The organism is Myxococcus sp. AS-1-15, from assembly GCF_020037055.1.
Lineage (GTDB): Bacteria > Myxococcota > Myxococcia > Myxococcales > Myxococcaceae > Myxococcus > Myxococcus fulvus.
In genome coordinates this window covers 667918-684891 of the sequence record NZ_JAIQDF010000002.1, presented here as the reverse complement: position 1 = coordinate 684891, position 16974 = coordinate 667918, and the positions used below count along the sequence as shown (strand labels likewise).

14 protein-coding genes are annotated in these 16974 nt (G+C 71.3%); 7 read left to right on the top strand and 7 right to left on the bottom strand.

Features of this window, described 5'->3' with window-relative positions; all coding sequences use genetic code 11:
• Positions 1 to 165: 165 nt before the first annotated feature.
• On the top strand, positions 166 to 3825 hold the full coding sequence (locus tag K8625_RS08555) for a serine/threonine-protein kinase (protein ID WP_223782391.1): 3660 nt from the start codon (positions 166 to 168) through the stop codon (positions 3823 to 3825).
• Between the two features lie 227 nt (positions 3826 to 4052).
• On the opposite strand, the gene K8625_RS08550 is transcribed toward K8625_RS08555, so the two are convergent.
• Positions 4053 to 5180, bottom strand: coding sequence for an ADYC domain-containing protein (locus tag K8625_RS08550; protein WP_223782390.1), 1128 nt, complete (start codon positions 5178 to 5180; stop codon positions 4053 to 4055).
• A 180-nt stretch (positions 5181 to 5360) separates the two neighbouring features.
• Between K8625_RS08550 and K8625_RS08545 the strand changes: the two genes are divergently transcribed.
• On the top strand, positions 5361 to 6719 hold the full coding sequence (locus K8625_RS08545; RefSeq protein ID WP_223782389.1) for a sigma 54-interacting transcriptional regulator: 1359 nt from the start codon (positions 5361 to 5363) through the stop codon (positions 6717 to 6719).
• Positions 6720 to 6725: 6 nt separating this feature from the next.
• Here the strand turns inward: K8625_RS08545 and K8625_RS08540 are convergent, their stop codons facing one another.
• Genes K8625_RS08540 through K8625_RS08530 form a run of 3 tightly spaced genes read right to left on the bottom strand, consistent with a single transcriptional unit; the run spans position 6726 to position 9427 of the window.
• Entirely contained in the window at positions 6726 to 7547 is an 822-nt protein-coding gene (locus K8625_RS08540) for a hypothetical protein (protein ID WP_223782388.1), read from the bottom strand.
• A gap of 10 nt (positions 7548 to 7557) precedes the next feature.
• The gene (locus K8625_RS08535; RefSeq protein ID WP_046710836.1) at positions 7558 to 7926 is read right to left on the bottom strand and encodes a response regulator; all 369 of its coding nucleotides are present in this window, start codon (positions 7924 to 7926) and stop codon (positions 7558 to 7560) included.
• A gap of 25 nt (positions 7927 to 7951) precedes the next feature.
• The gene (locus K8625_RS08530) at positions 7952 to 9427 is read right to left on the bottom strand and encodes an ATPase domain-containing protein (protein ID WP_223749236.1); all 1476 of its coding nucleotides are present in this window, start codon (positions 9425 to 9427) and stop codon (positions 7952 to 7954) included.
• A 118-nt stretch (positions 9428 to 9545) separates the two neighbouring features.
• On the opposite strand from K8625_RS08530, the gene K8625_RS08525 reads away from it, so the two are divergent.
• Together K8625_RS08525 and K8625_RS08520 are read left to right on the top strand one after the other, a co-directional pair.
• Positions 9546 to 10889 (top strand): short-chain fatty acid transporter, encoded by a 1344-nt coding sequence (locus K8625_RS08525; protein ID WP_223749235.1) that lies wholly within the window; start codon positions 9546 to 9548, stop codon positions 10887 to 10889.
• 86 nt (positions 10890 to 10975) lie between these two features.
• Positions 10976 to 11485 carry a hypothetical protein gene (locus K8625_RS08520; RefSeq protein ID WP_223782387.1) on the top strand — a complete coding sequence of 170 codons (510 nt, stop codon included), beginning with the start codon at positions 10976 to 10978 and terminating at the stop codon, positions 11483 to 11485.
• A gap of 90 nt (positions 11486 to 11575) precedes the next feature.
• Here K8625_RS08520 and K8625_RS08515 read toward each other — a convergent pair whose 3' ends face one another.
• Complete coding sequence (locus K8625_RS08515; protein WP_223782386.1) at positions 11576 to 12484, bottom strand: LysR family transcriptional regulator; 909 nt, start codon at positions 12482 to 12484, stop codon at positions 11576 to 11578.
• Between the two features lie 163 nt (positions 12485 to 12647).
• On the opposite strand from K8625_RS08515, the gene K8625_RS08510 reads away from it, so the two are divergent.
• Positions 12648 to 13607: an MBL fold metallo-hydrolase gene (locus K8625_RS08510; RefSeq protein WP_223782385.1), complete on the top strand. Its 960-nt coding sequence runs from the start codon at positions 12648 to 12650 to the stop codon at positions 13605 to 13607.
• A gap of 57 nt (positions 13608 to 13664) precedes the next feature.
• Here the strand turns inward: K8625_RS08510 and bla are convergent, their stop codons facing one another.
• Together bla and K8625_RS08500 are read right to left on the bottom strand one after the other, a co-directional pair.
• Positions 13665 to 14558, bottom strand: coding sequence for a subclass B3 metallo-beta-lactamase (bla, locus tag K8625_RS08505; protein WP_255665514.1), 894 nt, complete (start codon positions 14556 to 14558; stop codon positions 13665 to 13667).
• 106 nt (positions 14559 to 14664) lie between these two features.
• Positions 14665 to 15045, bottom strand: coding sequence for a DUSAM domain-containing protein (locus K8625_RS08500; protein ID WP_223782384.1), 381 nt, complete (start codon positions 15043 to 15045; stop codon positions 14665 to 14667).
• 381 nt (positions 15046 to 15426) lie between these two features.
• Here K8625_RS08500 and K8625_RS08495 point away from each other — a divergent pair, with 381 nt between their 5' ends.
• Positions 15427 to 16134 carry a TIGR02269 family lipoprotein gene (locus K8625_RS08495; RefSeq protein WP_223749230.1) on the top strand — a complete coding sequence of 236 codons (708 nt, stop codon included), beginning with the start codon at positions 15427 to 15429 and terminating at the stop codon, positions 16132 to 16134.
• Positions 16134 to 16895 (top strand): double-CXXCG motif protein, encoded by a 762-nt coding sequence (locus K8625_RS08490; protein WP_223749345.1) that lies wholly within the window; start codon positions 16134 to 16136, stop codon positions 16893 to 16895. The genes K8625_RS08495 and K8625_RS08490 overlap by 1 nt, the downstream gene beginning before the upstream one ends.
• Positions 16896 to 16974: the final 79 nt, after the last annotated feature.

The window sequence follows — 16974 nt, the reverse complement described above, 5'->3', positions numbered from 1 at the left end:
GCGCCGCGGCCTGCTTGAGCAAGGCACATGCCGCCCGCGTGTCGTCGCACGCCCCGAGCGGGCGACCGTCCTCGCCCCTCACGTGGCACCACGAATGGCACTCGGATGGCACATGCCTCCGGGTGTGCCACCTGGGTGCACGAGCGCGTGTGGTAGCGTCGGGCCATGCCGCCGCACGGCGCAGATGGACCGCCCCTGACGCCCACCCCGCCCGCGCTGGAGCACTCACCGGCGACCGCCGCCACGGCGGAGGGCTCGGTCTCCGGCGCCTCGCGCGACGAAGCCCCGCGCGCAACCGCGGCCTCGTCCTGGGGACACTACGAGCTGCTCGGCCTGTTGGGCCGGGGCGGGATGGGTGAGGTCCACCGCGCGCGCGACACGCGGCTGGGGCGACAGGTGGCGCTCAAGTTCATCCAGGGCGCGGCCCCCGAGCGGGCCATGCGACTGGTGCAGGAGGCCCGCGCCCAGGCGCGCATCGACCACCCGCATGTCTGCAAGGTCTTCGAGGTCGGCGAGGTCGATGGCCGGACGTTCATCGCCATGCAGCTCGTGGAGGGGGAGCTGCTGGAGCACGCCGCGGCGCGCATGACGCTGACGCGCAAGCTGCGCCTGATGAAGCACGTGGCCGAGGCCGTCCACGCCGCCCACGCGCTGGGCGTCATCCACCGCGACCTCAAGCCCTCCAACATCATGGTGCGCGGCGCGGACTCGGACCGCCCCACGCCCGTCATCCTGGACTTCGGCCTCGCCTACGAGCTGGCGCTGGGACACGGCCTCACCACCACGGGCGCCGTGCTCGGGACGCCCGCGTACATGGCGCCGGAGCAGGCCCGCGGCGAGGTGCGCGCCGTCGACCACCGCGCCGACATCTACGCCCTGGGCGCCACGCTGTACGAGCTGCTCACGGGGGCCCCGCCCTTCCAGGGCGCCACGCCCCTGGAGACGCTCGCGAAGGTGCTGGATGGGGAGTTCGTGCCGCCGCGCGCGCGCGTGCCCACGCTGGAGGCCGCCCTGGACACGGTGTGCCTCAAGTGCCTCGCCCGGGAGCCGGACCAGCGCTACGGCTCGAGCCTCGCGCTCGCGGAGGACCTGGGGCGCATCCTCGACGGGCAGCCCATCCTCGGCCGCGGGCCCGGCCTGGTGGACCGCGTGCGGCGCCTGGCGCGAGCGCACCGCGTCGCCTTCTGGCTCTCGGCCGGCTCGCTGTCCGGCATGCTGCTGCTCGGCGCCGTGGGAGGACAGGCGTGGTTGTCCCGGAGGGAGCTGGAGGCGCGCACCGCCTCGCGGGTGCTCCTGGCGGAGCAGCTGGGCCAGCAGGTGCGGGAGCTGGAGTCGTTCGTGCGCGCCTTCCAGGCCCTTCCCCTGCACGACACCCGCCCCGAGCTGCGACTGGCCCGCGAGCGGCTGGCGAAGCTGTCGGCCATGGAGCCCGGGCTCGGCCCCCAGGAGGAGGGGCTCGTGCGTCAGGCGCTCGGTCGGGGGCACCTGGCGCTGCGCGAGTTCGAGCAGGCCCACGAGGCCTTGGAGCGCGCGCACGCCTTGGGCGTGGACACGCCGGGGCTGCACTACGCGCTGGGCCGGGCGCTCGGTGAGCGCTATCGCCAGGGCCTGGAGGACGCCCGGCGCGAGGGCGGGGCGCGGTGGGTGGCCGAGCAGCGACGGCAGCTCGAGGCGCGCTTCCTCACGCCCGCCCTCGCCTCGCTGGAGCGAAGCCGGAGCCTGGAGCTGGAGTCGCCGCGCTACCTGGAGGGGCTCATCGCCCTGTACCGCGGCGAGCACGAGGCCGCCGAGCACGCCGCCCAAGAGGCCATGGCCCAGGCCTCCTGGATGCCCGAGGCCCGCGCGCTCGCGGGGGACGTGGCCCGTGCTCGCGCCATGATGTTGCTGGAGCAAGGGGATTACGTCCAGGCACGACGATGGCTGGAGGAGGCCGGCCAGCGCTACGAGAAGACGCTGGAGCTGGGCCGCAGCGACGCGTGGGGTCATGCGGCGCTCGCCGAGGTGTGGCTGCAGCGCTCCGAGCTGGACAAGCGCGAGGGGCGCTCTCGCAAGGCCGCGCTCGACGAGGCGGAGCGGGCCGTGGAGCGCTCGCTCACCGCCGACCCGGAGCGCGCGGCGGGCCACACCCAGCGGGCCCAGGTGCTGATGAATCAGTATCGCGCGGTGAACTTCCAGGGGGAGCCGGACTCGCGCGGCGCTGCGGCCCTCCTCGAGGAGTGGACGCGCGCGGCGGCGCGGGCCGTGGAACTGGACCCGCGCGACGTGCTCGCGCTCGACTCGCTGGGCTACAGCCACTTCATGCGGGGCTTGCGTCAGGCGCGCGCGGGCGAGGCGCCGGAGGCCTCCTGGAGCGAGGCCTTGCGCTGGCTGTCGCGCGCGCTCGAGCTGCAGCCGCTGTATCCCTGGGCGCTCAACGACTTGGGGCTCGTCCACCGGTGGCGGGGCAACCACCTGCGGGAGCACGGTGGGGACCCGCTGCCCGCCTACGAACAGGCCGCGCGCGCCTTCCTCGACGCCACGCGCGTGGACCCGCAGTACCTGTTCGCCCACTCGAACCTGGCGGAGCTGTACGTGGCGATGGCGGGCCACCGGCTGGGGCTCGGCCAGGACCCGGAGGACGACGTGCGGCGGGCGCTGGAGGCGAGCGGGCGGGCGCGCGCCATCGACGCCCGGTTCCACTCCGCGCTCGAGCACACCGCGGCGGCGGAGCTGACGCGGGCGCGCCACCTGGAGCAGACGGAGCAGGACCCGGGTCCGGCCCTGGAGCGGGCGCTGAGCGCGGCGCTCGAGGCCCAGCGGCTCAACGCGCGCTCGGAGCGCGCCCTCCTCCACCAGGCCACGGTCCACGTGGAGCGCGCGCGGTGGATGCTGCGCGAGGGCAGTGATGCGACGGCCGCGCTACGCGACACGCGCTCGGAGCACGCCCCGCGCACGCAGAAGACGCGGCGCGAGGCCGGCGATGCCACTGCCACGCTCGACGCGAACTCGGAGCGTGCCATCCCCCTCCAGACCTCGGTCTACAAGGCGCAAGCGCCGAAGATGCGGCACGAGAGCGGCGATGCAACTGCCACGCTCGATGCGAACTCGGAGCGTGCCATCCCCCTCCAGACTCCGCTCCAGGAGGGGCAAGCGGCGAAGACGCTGCGCGAGGCCGGTGACACGACGGCTGCATTGGAGACGCAGCGGCTCGACACGCGCTCGGAAAGCGCCTTCACCCTCCCGCGCACTGTCCAAGAGGAGCACGCACGGTGGACGCTGCGCGAGGGCGAAGCGACTGCCGCGCTGGAGGCAGGGCGACGCGCTCTGGAGGAAGCCTATCGGCTGAGTCCCTCCTGCGCGGACTGCCGGGTGATGGGGGCCTGGCTGGAGCTGACGGCGGCGGACCTGGAACAACTTCGAGGCGGCTCGGGCTTGCCCCGCCTGCGCCGCGCGCTCGACGAAGCGCGGCGCGCGGTGGCGCTGTACGCCTATGACGAGAGCCACCTGATGATGGCGCGCGCTTGCTGGCGATGGGCCCGCGCCGCGTCCCCTTCCGTCTCGCACGAGGTGGAGGAGGAGGGATTGTCCCACGTGGAGAAGGCGCTACGGCTGTCGCCAGGACTGGCGGAGGCCGAAGCCCTCCGGGCCGGACTGCTGTGGGCGCGGGCCCGGGGCCTGTCGGACACGGCCTCGCGCGAGGCCACCCTGGGCGAGGCTCGCACCGTGCTCGACCAGGTCCTCGAGCGCGCACCACGGCTGAGCCGCGCGTACCCCCGGCTGGTCCAGGACCTCGCCGAGCCCGCGCACACCGGGGCCGCACTCCGAGCCCGGCCCGCGGCCCCCTGAACCGCCCCTCCCCGCGCGAGTCCGACGCAACAAGGTGGCGGGAGCACCTGCGAAGTGTCTCAGCACTCCGCCGGCCTGCGCACGCTGGCTCCCCCTCGGCGCGCCTCCACGCTCCGCCACCTCGCACACGCTGGCCACCCGCGCCCCGCCCCAGCGCTCCGCCACCTCGCACACGCTGGCCACCCGCGCCCCGCCCCAGCGCTCCGCCACCTCCCCCGCTGCGCGCCTCAGCGCTCCGCCGCCCTGGGCACACCGGTCGCCAGCGGCGCGTCCGTGCGCCACTGAGGCGCAGGGCCGCACCTGGGCAGCGACAGCCCCTTCGGCAGCGGCGGCGTCGACTGGCGACGGTTCTCCGGGTTGAGGCACACCGCCCCCCGAGGTCCCCAGAGCGCCTCCAGCGCCTCCAGATCCTCCAGCCGCGCTCCCGAGCGCGGGTCGAACCCGTGCGCGTCACGCCGCAGGAACGGCGTGCCGCTCACCGTGAACGCGCGCAGGTCCCCCTGTCCCACGAAGTACGCGGCGCGCTTGGCCTGCAGACAGGACCGATAGACGAGCTCCCGCTCCGCGTCGTCCTGGTGCGTCTCCGGGTCCCACGGCTGATACTTCCACTTCAGGCACGCCGCGATGGCGCCCGTCTCGCAAGCCAGCGTCACCGCGCTGGCGCGCTCGCGCACCGCGGCGCTCAGGCCATCCACCTGTCGCCCCGGCAGCAAGACGGACCGCGCGTCACCCTGCCCCCCCGTCGCCCGGCACTGGGGCTGCCAGTCCCCGGTCCCCACCACCCGGTAGCGCACCTGGAAGCGGCCCGCCTCCGGCGCGCCCAGCGACAGCTCGTGGAGCACCTGGCGGCGGTCTCCGCCCCCCACGTCCACCGGCAGGTGGAAGTAGAACGACAGCTTCGCCAGCGAGGCCCCGCGCACCTTGCGCGACTCGCCCCCTTGCGTGAGCGCCACGAAGAAGTCCGCGGGGCTGGCGTGCAGGCCCGTGAGCACCCCGATGGCCTCCGGCTCCGGCTCCGACGGACGGGTGAGCCGGACCGGCACGTCGAGCACCGTGCGCCGCTCGGCCGTGGAGCGCACCCGCATCAGCACGCCCTCCGCGGTGTTCAGGAAGCCCTCCGGACACCACACGGGCCGCCCCTCGTGCTGGAAGCAGTAGTCGTCGCCCTCCGCGATGTAGATGCCCAGGCCGTTGGGGTCCGGGTCGCACTGCCCCGTGGGACAGCCCCCGCCCCCCGTCGGACCGTCGGACCGCCCCGCCTGGAGCGGCCCCGGGGGCGCCGTCAGCCGGCACCCTCCACCCACCGCCAACAACGCCAGAGTGCCCACGAGCCACGCCTGCTGAATCCTCGCCAAAGATGTCTCCTCAAAAGCCGCGCCAAGGGCGCGGGTCGTTCGCGGTGGCCACGTTAGCCAGCCCCGTGCCAACCCCCTCCCGCGCCCACGCCCGAGCGGCGCCCCCCGCCAGCGGCGCACGTGGCACACCCAGGTGGCACAGTGCCTGGTGACACCGCCGGTTTACGTAAGATGGGCCCCATGGAACACGAGGGGTCGACCCTGGGGCAGAGCGACGCCGCCGCGCGGCGGGACTCGGACGAGCCACCCCGGCCCGGGCTGGTGCAGGTCCTCGGCGCGGGCGCTCCGGTGGCCGTGGCCGTGCCGCTCCACGGCGAGCAGGCGCTGGGGCGGGGCACGCCCGGCCTGAGCGAGCCGGCCGACCCCAGGATGTCACGCCACCACGCGCGGGTGAGCCACGACGGCCAGCGCTGCTGGGTCACCGACCTGGGCAGCCAGAACGGCACCTTCGTGGACGGAGAGCCGCTCCCCTCCGGCGAGCGGCGCCAGGTGCACCGCGTCCTGCGCCTGGGCGACTCCCTGTTCATCCCCAGCGCGGATGTGGGCCCGCTCGCGCGCCAGGGCGTCATCGACGACGGGGGCTTCGTGCGCGGGCCCGCGATGCGGCGGCTGCTGGAGCAGGTGTCACGCCTGGCCCAGCATGGCCTGACGCTGCACATCCACGGCGAGAGCGGCGCGGGCAAGGAGGGCGTGGCGCGGGCGTTCCATGAGTTGGGCCCCAGGCGCGCGGGGCCCTTCGTGGCCGTCAACTGCGCGGCCATCCCCCAGGGGCTCGCCGAGCGCCTGCTGTTCGGCGCGAAGCGGGGCGCCTACTCCGGCGCCGACGACGCGGAGGGCTACCTCCAGGCCGCGGACGGCGGGACGCTGTTCCTCGACGAGGTGACGGAGCTGGACCTCCAGGTGCAGGCCAAGCTGCTGCGGACGCTGGAGACCCACGAGGTCCTCCCCCTGGGCAGCTCGCGCGCCCGCAAGGTGGACGTGCGGGTGTGCTCGGCCAGCAACCGGGACCTGCGAGCGCAGGTGGCCACCGGACGGCTGCGCGAGGACCTGTACTTCCGGCTCGGTCGCCCGGAGGTCCGCCTGCCCGCCCTGCGACAACGCCCGGAGGAGCTCACGCTCCTGGTGGCGCGCTTCCTCCAGGAGGGCCCCGAGGGCCTCGGCGCGCACGTCTCGCTGTTCGAGGCCTGCCTGCTGCGCGCCTGGCCGGGCAACGTGCGCGAGCTGCGCGTGGAGGTGCGCGGCGCCAGCCAGGAGGCCCTCCTGCGCGGCGCCCGACGCATCGAGGCGGGGCACCTGGCACCGGGCGCGGGCCACGCGTTCAACACCGACCCACGGGAGCGGACTCCAGAAGAGGCGCCAGCGCCCAGGCCGCCCCGCCCCCGCCCGCCCCTGGAGGACTCGGAGCGAGCGCGCGTGGAGGAGGCCCTGCGCGCCCACGGAGGCAACGTGGCCGCCGCGGCCCGCGCGCTGGGGATGCACCGCACGCACCTGCGCCGCCTGCTGCAGCGCCACGGCCTGGGGGCGACCTCGCGCGAGTAGGCCGCCTCAGTGCCGCACGCGCGGCTTCGGGGCGCGCACGTGGACCTCCATGCGCGCGTCCCCCGCCACCACGCTGCTGAGCACCTCCTGCTGCTCGGGCCCCAGCCGCGCCACCGCGCGCAGCGTGGCCACCAGCAACAGCGCCTCCACCGTCGACGGCACGCCCACGCCGCCCGCGCCCGTCTTCAGCGGCATGGGCAGCCGGGGCACCCGCCCCGCCGAGGACAGCGCCTCCACCGCGTACGCCGGCGTCGTGTCCAGCGTCACCGCGATGGCCGGCAGCCCCTGCGCCGCCTCCGCCTGTCCCTGCGCCTGCATGTGCATCAGCTGTTGGAGCGCGCCCGGCTGGAAGTACAGCGCCAGCCCCGCCCGGCCATCGCCGGTGTGGAACACGCAGCCCTCGAAGGTGTGCGTCAGCGGACCGGACACCGCCACCTCGAAGGGCTGGCTGTCATCCCAATGCGTCCACGGCCGCGCCTCCCAGTACTCGGTGGCCGCCTGCACGAACAACAGCGCCTTGTCCGAGCCCAGCCCGGACAACCCCCGCTGTCCCCAGGCCAGGAACGTGGCGATGGCCGCCCGCGACGACAACGCCGCCTCCGTCGGCTCCTCCGCCCGCACGCCCAGCGCGGCGCCAGCCTGGGCCAACGCCGGCTCGCACCGCACCGACTCGCGCGCTTCCAGCCCCTCCAGCAGCACCGTCAGGCCCGCCACGTCGTCGCGCTCGAACACGGGCGCGGACGGCTCGCCCGTGTCGGAGATGCGCAGGTACACGTCCGTCGTGCCCTGGGAGAGCGGCACCGGGCCGAGCTTCAGCAGGTAGAACATGGGGGCCCTTCTAGAGCGCGCGTTTGCCGTCCAGGGCCTTGCGGACCTGCTTCATCAGGGCGGGGATGTCGAAGGGCTTCTGGAGGAAGGGGATGCCCGGGTACTCCGCGCGCAGCGCGGCCACGTCCACCGCGCTCATGCCCAAGAGCGACACGCCCTTCCACTCCGGCTCCGTGCGGATGTGCTTGATGAGCGCGGGGCCGTCCATCACCGGCATCATCCAGTCGGTGAGGACCAGGTCCGGGCGCAGCTCGCTCATGCGCGCCAGCGCCTCGCGACCATGCGAGGCCGTCAGCACCCGGTAGCCCTCCTCGCGCAAAAGGTCCGCGAGGGCCTCCAGGATGCCCTGCTCGTCATCCACCACCAGGACCGTCTCCATACGGGCGGGCTGCGCTCCTCGCGAATCAGGGATGGCCACCGCTCCGGTGGCGGGCAAGCCCCGTCAACAGGGTGTCCAGGGCGACGTCGAAGGGAGGCTGAACCTCGATTCCTTGGCGGGAGATGACGAACTCCCGGATGGAGGGGTCGTAGTCGGTGTCCCGCAGCTTGAAGAGGGTCAACAGCCGGCGCAGACGCCCCTCCAGCTCCACGTGACGCAGGAAGAAGAGGTTCTCCGCCACGGCGGAGGGCCCCGGCTCCAGGGGGACGTCGAGCACCGGCCCGAACAGGCGCGGCGTCTCCAGACTGAAGATGGTGGTGGCGCAAGAGGAGCGCAGCTCCTGCGTGAGCGCCGCGAAGAACGACGGCATGCGCGCGGGGTCCGGCGCCGCCTGGCTCATGGCGGGCAGCCCGTCCACGAACACCCGCGACACGTCGTGCTTGCGCACCGCGCTCAACAGCTGGTCCGCGAGCACGTCCAGGATGCACTCGGCGGGAGGCTGCCAGAGCAGGTGCATCCGGCCCTCCTTCACCGCGCCGGACATGTCCATGCCGGCGGCCGCCACCTTGTGCAGCAGCCGCTCGGGCGACTCGTAGAAGCCCATGTACAGGCAGCTCTCGCCCTGCCTCAGTCCCTCGACGAGCAGGCTGCTGCCCATCAGCGTCTTGCCGCTGCCCGGCGGCCCCAGCAAGAGCGACGTGGAGCCCGCCGCCAGCCCGCCGGGGAAGAGGGCGTCCATGGACGGGATGCCGAAGTGGACCCGCTTCTCGCGCGGCTCGGGCGGCGGGCCGCGCCGCATCCGGGCCTCCAGCCGGGGGAAGACCTCCAGCCCCGCGTTGGAGATGCGGAAGGTGTGCACCCCCCCCATCGTCGCGCCGCCGCGGAACTTGCGGACCTGCAGCTCGCGCCAGGAGCGCACGCCCAGGGTCCGCTCGCGCAGCTCCAGGATGCCATCCACCATGGTGTACTCGGGGTGGACGGTGGGGCCGTTGGAGCTGGTGAGCATCAGCGCGGTGAAGCGGGACAGGCCCGCGGACACCTGCAGCTCGTGGATGAACTTCTTGAAGTCGCGGCTGCTGCCCGCCGCCTCCTGGGCCTGCACCAGGCCGTCCAGCACCAGGATGTTGGCGTTGTGGTTGCGCACCTCGCGGCGCAACAGCTCCAACAGCCCCGGCAGCCCCTGCTCCTCCAGCGTGCGGAAGCCGCTGACGTAGTACACGCCATCGGGCAGCAGCGCGGGGTCGAAGAAGGCCATGTCCCGCATGTTGGCGAGCATGCGCGCGTGCGACTCGGCCAGGAGCGTCACGTAGAGGCAGCGCACCCCGGCTCGGCCCTGGTGGTAGCAGAGCTGGTTGGCGAAGAGTGTCTTGCCCGCCCCGGGCTCGCCCACGACGATGTAGACACCCGAGGTGATGAGGCCACCGCCCAGCACGGCGTCCAGGCCGGGCACGCCGGTGGACACACGCGCGTCCTGCCGCGGCGCTTGCTCGGAAGGAGACATGGGAGCGCTCATACCGCAAAACGTACGTCCCGCGCGCCTGGATTGCTTACAGGGAGCACGACAAGCCCTCGGAATGCCGTAGAACGGACCTGGAACCCTCCAGGAGCCCCTGCCCCGCGTGGACACCCTCGTCCGCATCGCCGAAGCCCTTGGCCGTTTCTCCGCGCGCTTCGTGCCCAGCGCGTTCTCCATCGCCGTACTCCTGAGCCTGTTGACCATGGGCCTCGCCATGGGCTGGGTGGGCGCAAGTCCCCCCAAGGTGCTCGACGCGTGGGGCGGCGGCTTCTGGGAGCTGCTCACGTTCTCCATGCAGATGGCACTGGTGATGTTCACTGGCTACCTGCTCGCGCTCACCACGCCTGTCCGAGCGCTCCTGGAGAAGGCGTCCGGCCTGGCGCGCACGCCGCGCGGCGCGGTGGCGCTGATGGCCTTCGTGTCCATGGCGCTGGCGTACATCAACTGGGGCCTGTCCCTGGTGGCCAGCGCCATGCTGGTGCGCTTCGTCGCGCGGCGCCGGCCGGACGTGGACTACCGGCTGCTCGTCGCGTGCGCGTACTTCGGCCTGGGCGCGACGTGGCACGCGGGCCTGTCCGCATCCGCGCCGCTGCTGGTCGCCACGCCGGGCCACTTCCTCGAGAAGAGCATGGGCCTCATCCCCATCGACCGGACGCTCTTCTCGCCCTTCAACGTCTCGCTCACCGTGGGCGTCGTCGCCGGCCTCACGCTGCTGGCGTGGGCGCTGCATCCCAGGCCCGAGCACGTGGTGCGGGTGGACCCGGCGGTGCTGGAGAAGCTGGGGGACTTCGTTCCGCCCGAGCGCCCCGCCGACCAGAGCCTGGCCGTCTGGCTGGACCACGCGCGGCTGCTCAACGTCCTCTTCGGGGTGCTGGGGTTGCTGTGGCTGGGCCAGTACCTGTGGCTCAACGGCGGCTGGCGGGCGCTCAACCTCAACGTGGTGAACTTCACCTTCCTGGTGCTCGCGGTGCTGCTGCACGGCACGCCCGCGCGGCTCATCAAGGCGGCGGAGGAGGCCGGCACGGTGCTGCACGGCATCGTCCTGCAGTTCCCCCTGTACGCGGGCATCTACGGCATCTTCAAGGCCACGGGGCTGACGGACCGCATCGGCCAGCTCTTCGTGTCGCTGTCCACGCCGCAGACCTTCCCGGCCATCGTCTATCTCTACAGCGGCGTGGTGAACTACTTCGTCCCGTCGGGGGGTTCCAAGTGGGCCATCGAGGCACCCTACCTGCTCGACGCGGCCAGTCGGCTGGGGGTGGCGCCGGAGAAGGTGGTGCTCGCGTACGCCTGGGGTGACATGGCCACCGACCTCATCCAGCCCTTCTGGGCGCTGCCGCTCCTGGCCGTGGCCCGTTTGGAGTTCAAGGACATCCTGGGGTTCTTGCTGGTGGCGTTCCTGGTGTACCTGCCGCTGGTGACGCTGGCGTTCTGGTGGCTCGGATGAGACGCGACGGGGTTCCGTGCTAGACCTCCGGGCAGGACCCGCCGGGGAAGGCGGATCCCAACTCATCCAACGAGGGGACCCCGAGCATGAAGAAGCTGATGACGCGGACCATGGTGTGTGCGGTGTTGGGGATGTCGTCGCTGGCGTTGGCGCAGGACGCGGCGGCGGAGGCTCCGGCCAAGGAGCCCGCGAAGGTTCCGAGCGCGGACGCGGTCCGTGACACCTGGAACTTCTTCTACAACGGCAAGGGCCAGGGACCCGTGCTGGTGGAGGCCAAGCTCTGTACGGAGGTGGCCAAGGACGGCCCCAACAAGTACGAGTGCATCGCCGAGGTCGCCGCCGAGGGCATCAAGGCGAACACCACCGTGATGCTGTGGCAGGCCTACCTGGTGCCCCAGGGCGACTCGGTCGAGGACGTCATGGTGCAGACCAAGCAGGGCAACGTGGTGCGTGAGACCAAGGACGTGAAGCTCAAGGGCGACGGCTGGCGCGCGCGGCAGTGGACGGGCGTGCGGCTCAACAAGCCGGGCAACTGGACGGTCTCCGTGATGCGCGGTGACCAGGTCCTCAAGGAGCTGCAGGTCAAGGTGAACTGAGTCACGCACCGCGCTCACTTCGAGCGCATGCGTGAAGCACCTGACGCCCACCACGAGGCCCTTTCGCGGCCTTGGGTGGGCGTCTTGGTGTCAGAGGTCGGGGCGGCTTGAGAACAGCTCGGTCACCCACTCGATGAAGACGCGCAGGCCGGCGGCCTGCTGGCGCGCGGGAGGGTAGACCAGGAACAGGGGCCGGGGTTCGGGCCGCCAGCCCTCCAGCACGCGCACCAGCTCTCCCCTGGCGATGTAGGGCTCCAGCACGAAGCGGGGCGCGAACATCACGCCCAGGCCCGCGAGCCCCGCGGCCAGGTACGCGTTCGTCTCGTTGAGCGTCAGCAGGCTGCGGCCGTGGACCTCCAGCCGCTCGCCGTCGCGGAGCAGGACGAAGGGGAGCTCCTTGCCGCTCGGCGAGGAGAAGTAGCTCACCACCGCGTGCGAGGGGCCCGCCAGCTCTTGTGGATGGCGCGGCCAGCCGTGGCGCTCCACGTACGCGGGTGACGCGCACAGCCCATAGGTGAGGTCCACCAGGTGCCGCGCCACCAGGGACTCGTCCTTGACCCCGCCTCCGCGAATCGCGCAGTCGACGTTGTCGGAGAGCAGGTCGACGACGCGGTCACTCACCCCCAGTTCGAGGTGCATCTGGGGGTAGCGCGCGTAGAACGACGGCAGCGCTGGCACCAGGAGCAGCCGGGACAAGGTGCCGCTCGACTCCACGCGCAGGCGGCCCCTGGGGCCGCGCTTGGATTGGGACAGGGTGGATTCGAACTCGCGCACCTCGCCGAGCAGACGCAGGGCCTGGGGGTAGTAGCTCTGGCCCTCGGGAGTCACGGTCACCCGACGCGTGGTGCGGTGCAGGAGCTTCACGCGCAGGTGCGACTCCAGTTGCTGGATGAGCCGGGTGACGGCGGTCTTCGGGAGGCCCAGCGCGTCCGCGGCCTTGGTGAAGGTGCCGCTCTCCACCACGCGGACGAAGGCCTCCATGGCCATGAACTTGTCCAATCACGACCTCCGCGCGTGGCATATCGCATTCGATTGTTTCCGGGGTGAAACAGTGTGTAGGGCGGGCGCCCGTTTATCCCAGACAGGGCCGGGGGCTATTTCATCGCCCATGACAAGACCTCTCTCCCGCGGTGCTTTCCACGCAGTCTCACGCGCCCTCACGATGTGGGTGTTGGCCACGGCGCCCGTCATCCCGACCGCTGTCCACGCGGCCGCGCCCCAGGTGCGCACGCAGGCACCTGGCTTCCACCGGATGTTGCTCGGGGACTTCGAAGTCACGGCGTTGTCCGACGGCACCGTTCCGCAGACGGTCCGCGACGTGGCGACCCACACGACGCCCGAGCGGGTCAAGGAGCTGCTCTCGCGCGACCACCTGGAGGACCCCGTCGAGCTGTCCATCAACGCGTTCCTGGTCAACACGGGCAAGGCGCTGGTGCTGGTGGACACGGGCGTGGGGGGCCTGTTCGGTCCCGACGTGGGAGGCCGGCTTCAGCAGAGCCTCCAGGCCGCGGGCTACCAGCCCGAGCAGATCGACGTGGTGCTGCTCACGCACATCCACTCCGACCACTCCGGAGGGCTGATGTCCGGCGCGCGTCGGCTGTTCCCCAACGCCCTCCTCCAGGTGCATGCACGCGAGGCGGACTTCTGGCTCGGGCGTGACAAGGGCAAGGGCACGGTGGACCCGAAGTACTTCGAGGAGGCGCGGGCGATGGTGGAGCCCTACCGCGCGGCCGGGAAGCTGCGGACATTCGGCGGTGGGGACACCATCGTCCCGGGCATCCGGGTCATGCCGACGACGGGACATACGCCGGGGCACAGCAGCTTCATCATCGAGAGCCGGCGCCAGCGGCTGGTCCTGTTCGGCGACCTGATGCACTTCGGCTCGGTGCAGTTGCGCGAGCCTTCGGTGACGGTGGCCTATGACGTGGATGACCGGTCCGCCGCCGCGCAGCGGGCGCGCGTGTTCTCCGACGCCGCGGCGCGCGGAGACCTGATTGGGCTCTCGCACATGCCGTTTCCTGGACTGGGAAGGCTGAGCGCGGAGGGGCGGAGCTACCGGTGGGTGCCCCTCAACTACAGCTCGGGCCAGCGGTGGCCGGAGGCCCGGCTCAGCGCGGAGTGAAGAAGGCACGGCCCGCCACGAGCCCCTGTTTCGAGGGCTCGGGTGGGCACGCCTGGTTCAACGAGGCTTGCGACGCTGCTCGCTCAGCCTGGCGTTGAAGTCGTGCTCGGCGGCGTCCGCGTAGGCCTTGCAGGTCAGCGCCTTGGCGCCGGCCTTGTCTCCGGCGGAGTATTCCCAGCCGCTGAAGCTCGGATGAGGTGACAGCAAGACATCACAAGGCAGCGCGCGCACGGTGACGAGGCTGCGTCGATAGTCGTCGACGAGTCGGGGGTAGCGCGGGTTGCCCAGCAACTGATACCCGGGGGTGCTGAGACTGTCGACATAGGCGATGCGCACGGGCTTGCCGTCTCGTGTATCCGTCCACGTCCAGGCGGTGCTGCCAGGGGTGTGCCCTGGCATGAAGTGCGCGGTGAACTCGACGCTGCCCTGCTTGACGACCTCGCCGTCCATCACCACGCGGTCCACCACGACGGGGGCGAAGACGAAGTCATCACCGAAGTGCAGATCATCGACGCCCCCGCGAGCCAGCAGGACCGCGGATTCGGCGCTGGCGACGACCCGCGCGCCGGTGCGGCGCTTCAACGCGGCGAAGGGGCCCGCATGGTCGGCATGGGCGTGGCTGCTCAGCAGCAGGCGCAGGTCCTGGGGCTTGAAGCCACGACGCCGAAGGTTCTCCAGCAGATGGTCGGCCATCTGGGGCATGCCGCCGTCGAGCAGCACGACACCGTCCTCGGTCTCCACCAGCAGGGCGGTCAGCTGCTCGGTGCCAATCTGCCAGGTGTGGTCGGCGATGCGCAGCGGCAGGATGGGCTGCAACCAGGGCGCGTCCACGGTGTAGGCCTGTAACTGTGGAAGCGGCGGGAGTTTCGGCTGAGCCGGCGGTGTGGCGACAGCGGTCGCGGCGCCCAGCAGGCAGGAGGAGAGAACCCAGGTGAATATCCGGAAGCGCATGGTGGGTGAAGAGGGCAGGAAGGTGCGGGGACGCTAGCACGGCACCACGCGGGGGCTTCGCGGATACGGGACCGCAAGACGTGGTGTCTCCGAGCCACGACTCACGTCATGGGTCGTCGGACATCTCGTCGAGCTGTCCTTGGGCCACTTCGCGATAGTGCGGCACCCGCTCGACGGCGAGCACGTCCCGCATCACCTGGCGAGCAGCATCGAAGTCGCCGGCTCGCTTGTGACGGCACCTCTGGTTCAGTGAAGACACCATGCGGCTGGAGCCCTCGCGAATGCGCCGCGCGCACTCTTCCAAGAGCGTCCGGGCGCCAGCGTCCGTTGCCAGCAAATCGGTGGCTTCGGAGATACCGATACCAACCTCACGGGCCGTGCGCTCGAGCAGGGTGCGGATGTCATCGGTGAGCACGAGGCCCTCACCGCCCTGCAACACACGACGGGCAAGGGTGCGGATGGGGTCCCAGTCCAGTTCATCGGACACGCACGACCTCGTCTTCGGATAGCACTTGTCGCCTGGCCATTCCTGCGGGCCCTACCACCTCTCGAGGGGTCGAGGCATGTCCTGAAAGTCCCTTCAAGGGCAATCCACGGAGGCGTCGATGTGCATGCGTAGGCCTGGGGCGTTGGAAGATTGGGGTGGACGCCCAGGAGAAGGTGGGGCGTGGCGTGCTTCCAGGTGACGGTCCGCTCCTGGCCGGTATTCCCACGTGCCGGTGCGCACGCTGTTCCTGGGAGCCATTCGGATGAAGTTGGAGATGCTGCTGGAGGAGGCACTTCGGGGGTGATGGGGCCGGACAGGTGAGGGAGGTTCGCGAACCCTGGCTTGGGTTGTGATGACTCTCGCCTGCAAAAGCGGGGATGCATGAACACCATCTGGAAGTGGTTGTGGGTGACGGCCGCATGGTTGCTCATCGGCTGCGCTACGACAGACGCTGGCGATAGGGCACGACTCGGCGACGGGGCTGGACAGTCGGCCTCGGAGTGCGCCGCGGAGTCAGAAGATGCCGGGTGCACGGTCGTCGCGTGTGAGGGCGAGACGTGTGGCCTCTACCGGTGCGAGGACGTGGCCACACCTCCGCTGGCGCTGCGTGGGAGTGCGCCCACGAGGGCCGCGCGAGCCCCACAGCGTAACTGGCTCCCCTCCATGCCCATGCCGGGCCGCGAGCCGGTCATGGTCTTCAAGTTCCACCGAGACGAGGAACTGCCCAGTCAGGCCCGCGTGCGCAAGGCTCATGCCGAATGGGCGTCCAGGCCCAAGGAGAAGCACCACATCTTCCCCAGGGCGCTGGAGGAGTACTTCACCAGGCGTGGCATCAACATCCACGAGTTCGCCCTCGCCATCGACGTGGCCCAGCACAAGCGAATCCATCGGGACGGGTACGGTGGACCGTGGAACAGCGATTGGCGAGAGTTCATCCAGCGGGTGGAGAAGGACGGGAAGCGCGCGGAGAGGTGGGAGTTGATGGAGCAGGCGGGCTACATGATTCAAAAGTACGGTCTGGTGGGCATGCCTATGTCGTACTGGCAGAAGCTCGGTGACTGGAGTCTCGCGGAAGAGGGAGGTGGGTGATGCGCTATTTTCGGCTGAAGACGTCCGCAACGGGCTCGAAGCACCGAGGCAGCTACATCGCGAAACGGCAATGGCGCCTGCCCGACTCGGTCTGCCCGACATGCGATACCGAGTACTCGGACCTCGGGTTGGAACTCCCCCCCGTGAACCTTTCGAACCACCCCGGAGAGAAGGAGTACCGCAAGGCGCGGCAGGTGCCCTGGGATGAGTACGTGCGGCTCCGTGATGGAGTGATGCCGTACCTGCCGGAGGGAGCCGTCGTTCAGCCAGGCGTGGGCCTGGGCCCTCTCGTTGGGAAGGCCAGCGGCAGTCTCCCGCCCTTCGTCCTGCAAGACCCATGGACGATGTTGGTCCACGGCGACGTGCTCGAGCAGATGACGGCGGCGGGCCTGACGGGCATCGCGCCCGTGGAGAGCCGCATCACGGGGAACAAGCGCGGGCCGCTCTACGAACTGGCCCTCACCCGACAAGGCGCGCTGGGCGCCGGGTGCCAGCGCGTGCACTACGGCGAGCCGTGTGTCACGTGTGGTCAGTCCAAGTACGCCACGTCCGACACGTGGTGGCTCGACGCGGGGAGCGTGCCGACGCTCGACGTGGTCCGGTTCGCTGCGATGCCGGTGTACATCCTCGTGAGCGAGCGCTTCGCGGAGTTCGCCGCACGTCTCGACGAGAGCGGTGTCGCCGTCGAGGATGTGATGGGCCCGCCTCCCGAGAAGAAGCTGCCGCGCAAGGGAGCGCCGCCGGAACCCGTGCTCGTGTGAGTCGGTGCAGTCCCTGCTGGACTCCTCGCTCACCCAGTTCTTCCGTGCGGTGGCGCGACACCAGACCTGAGCCGATATT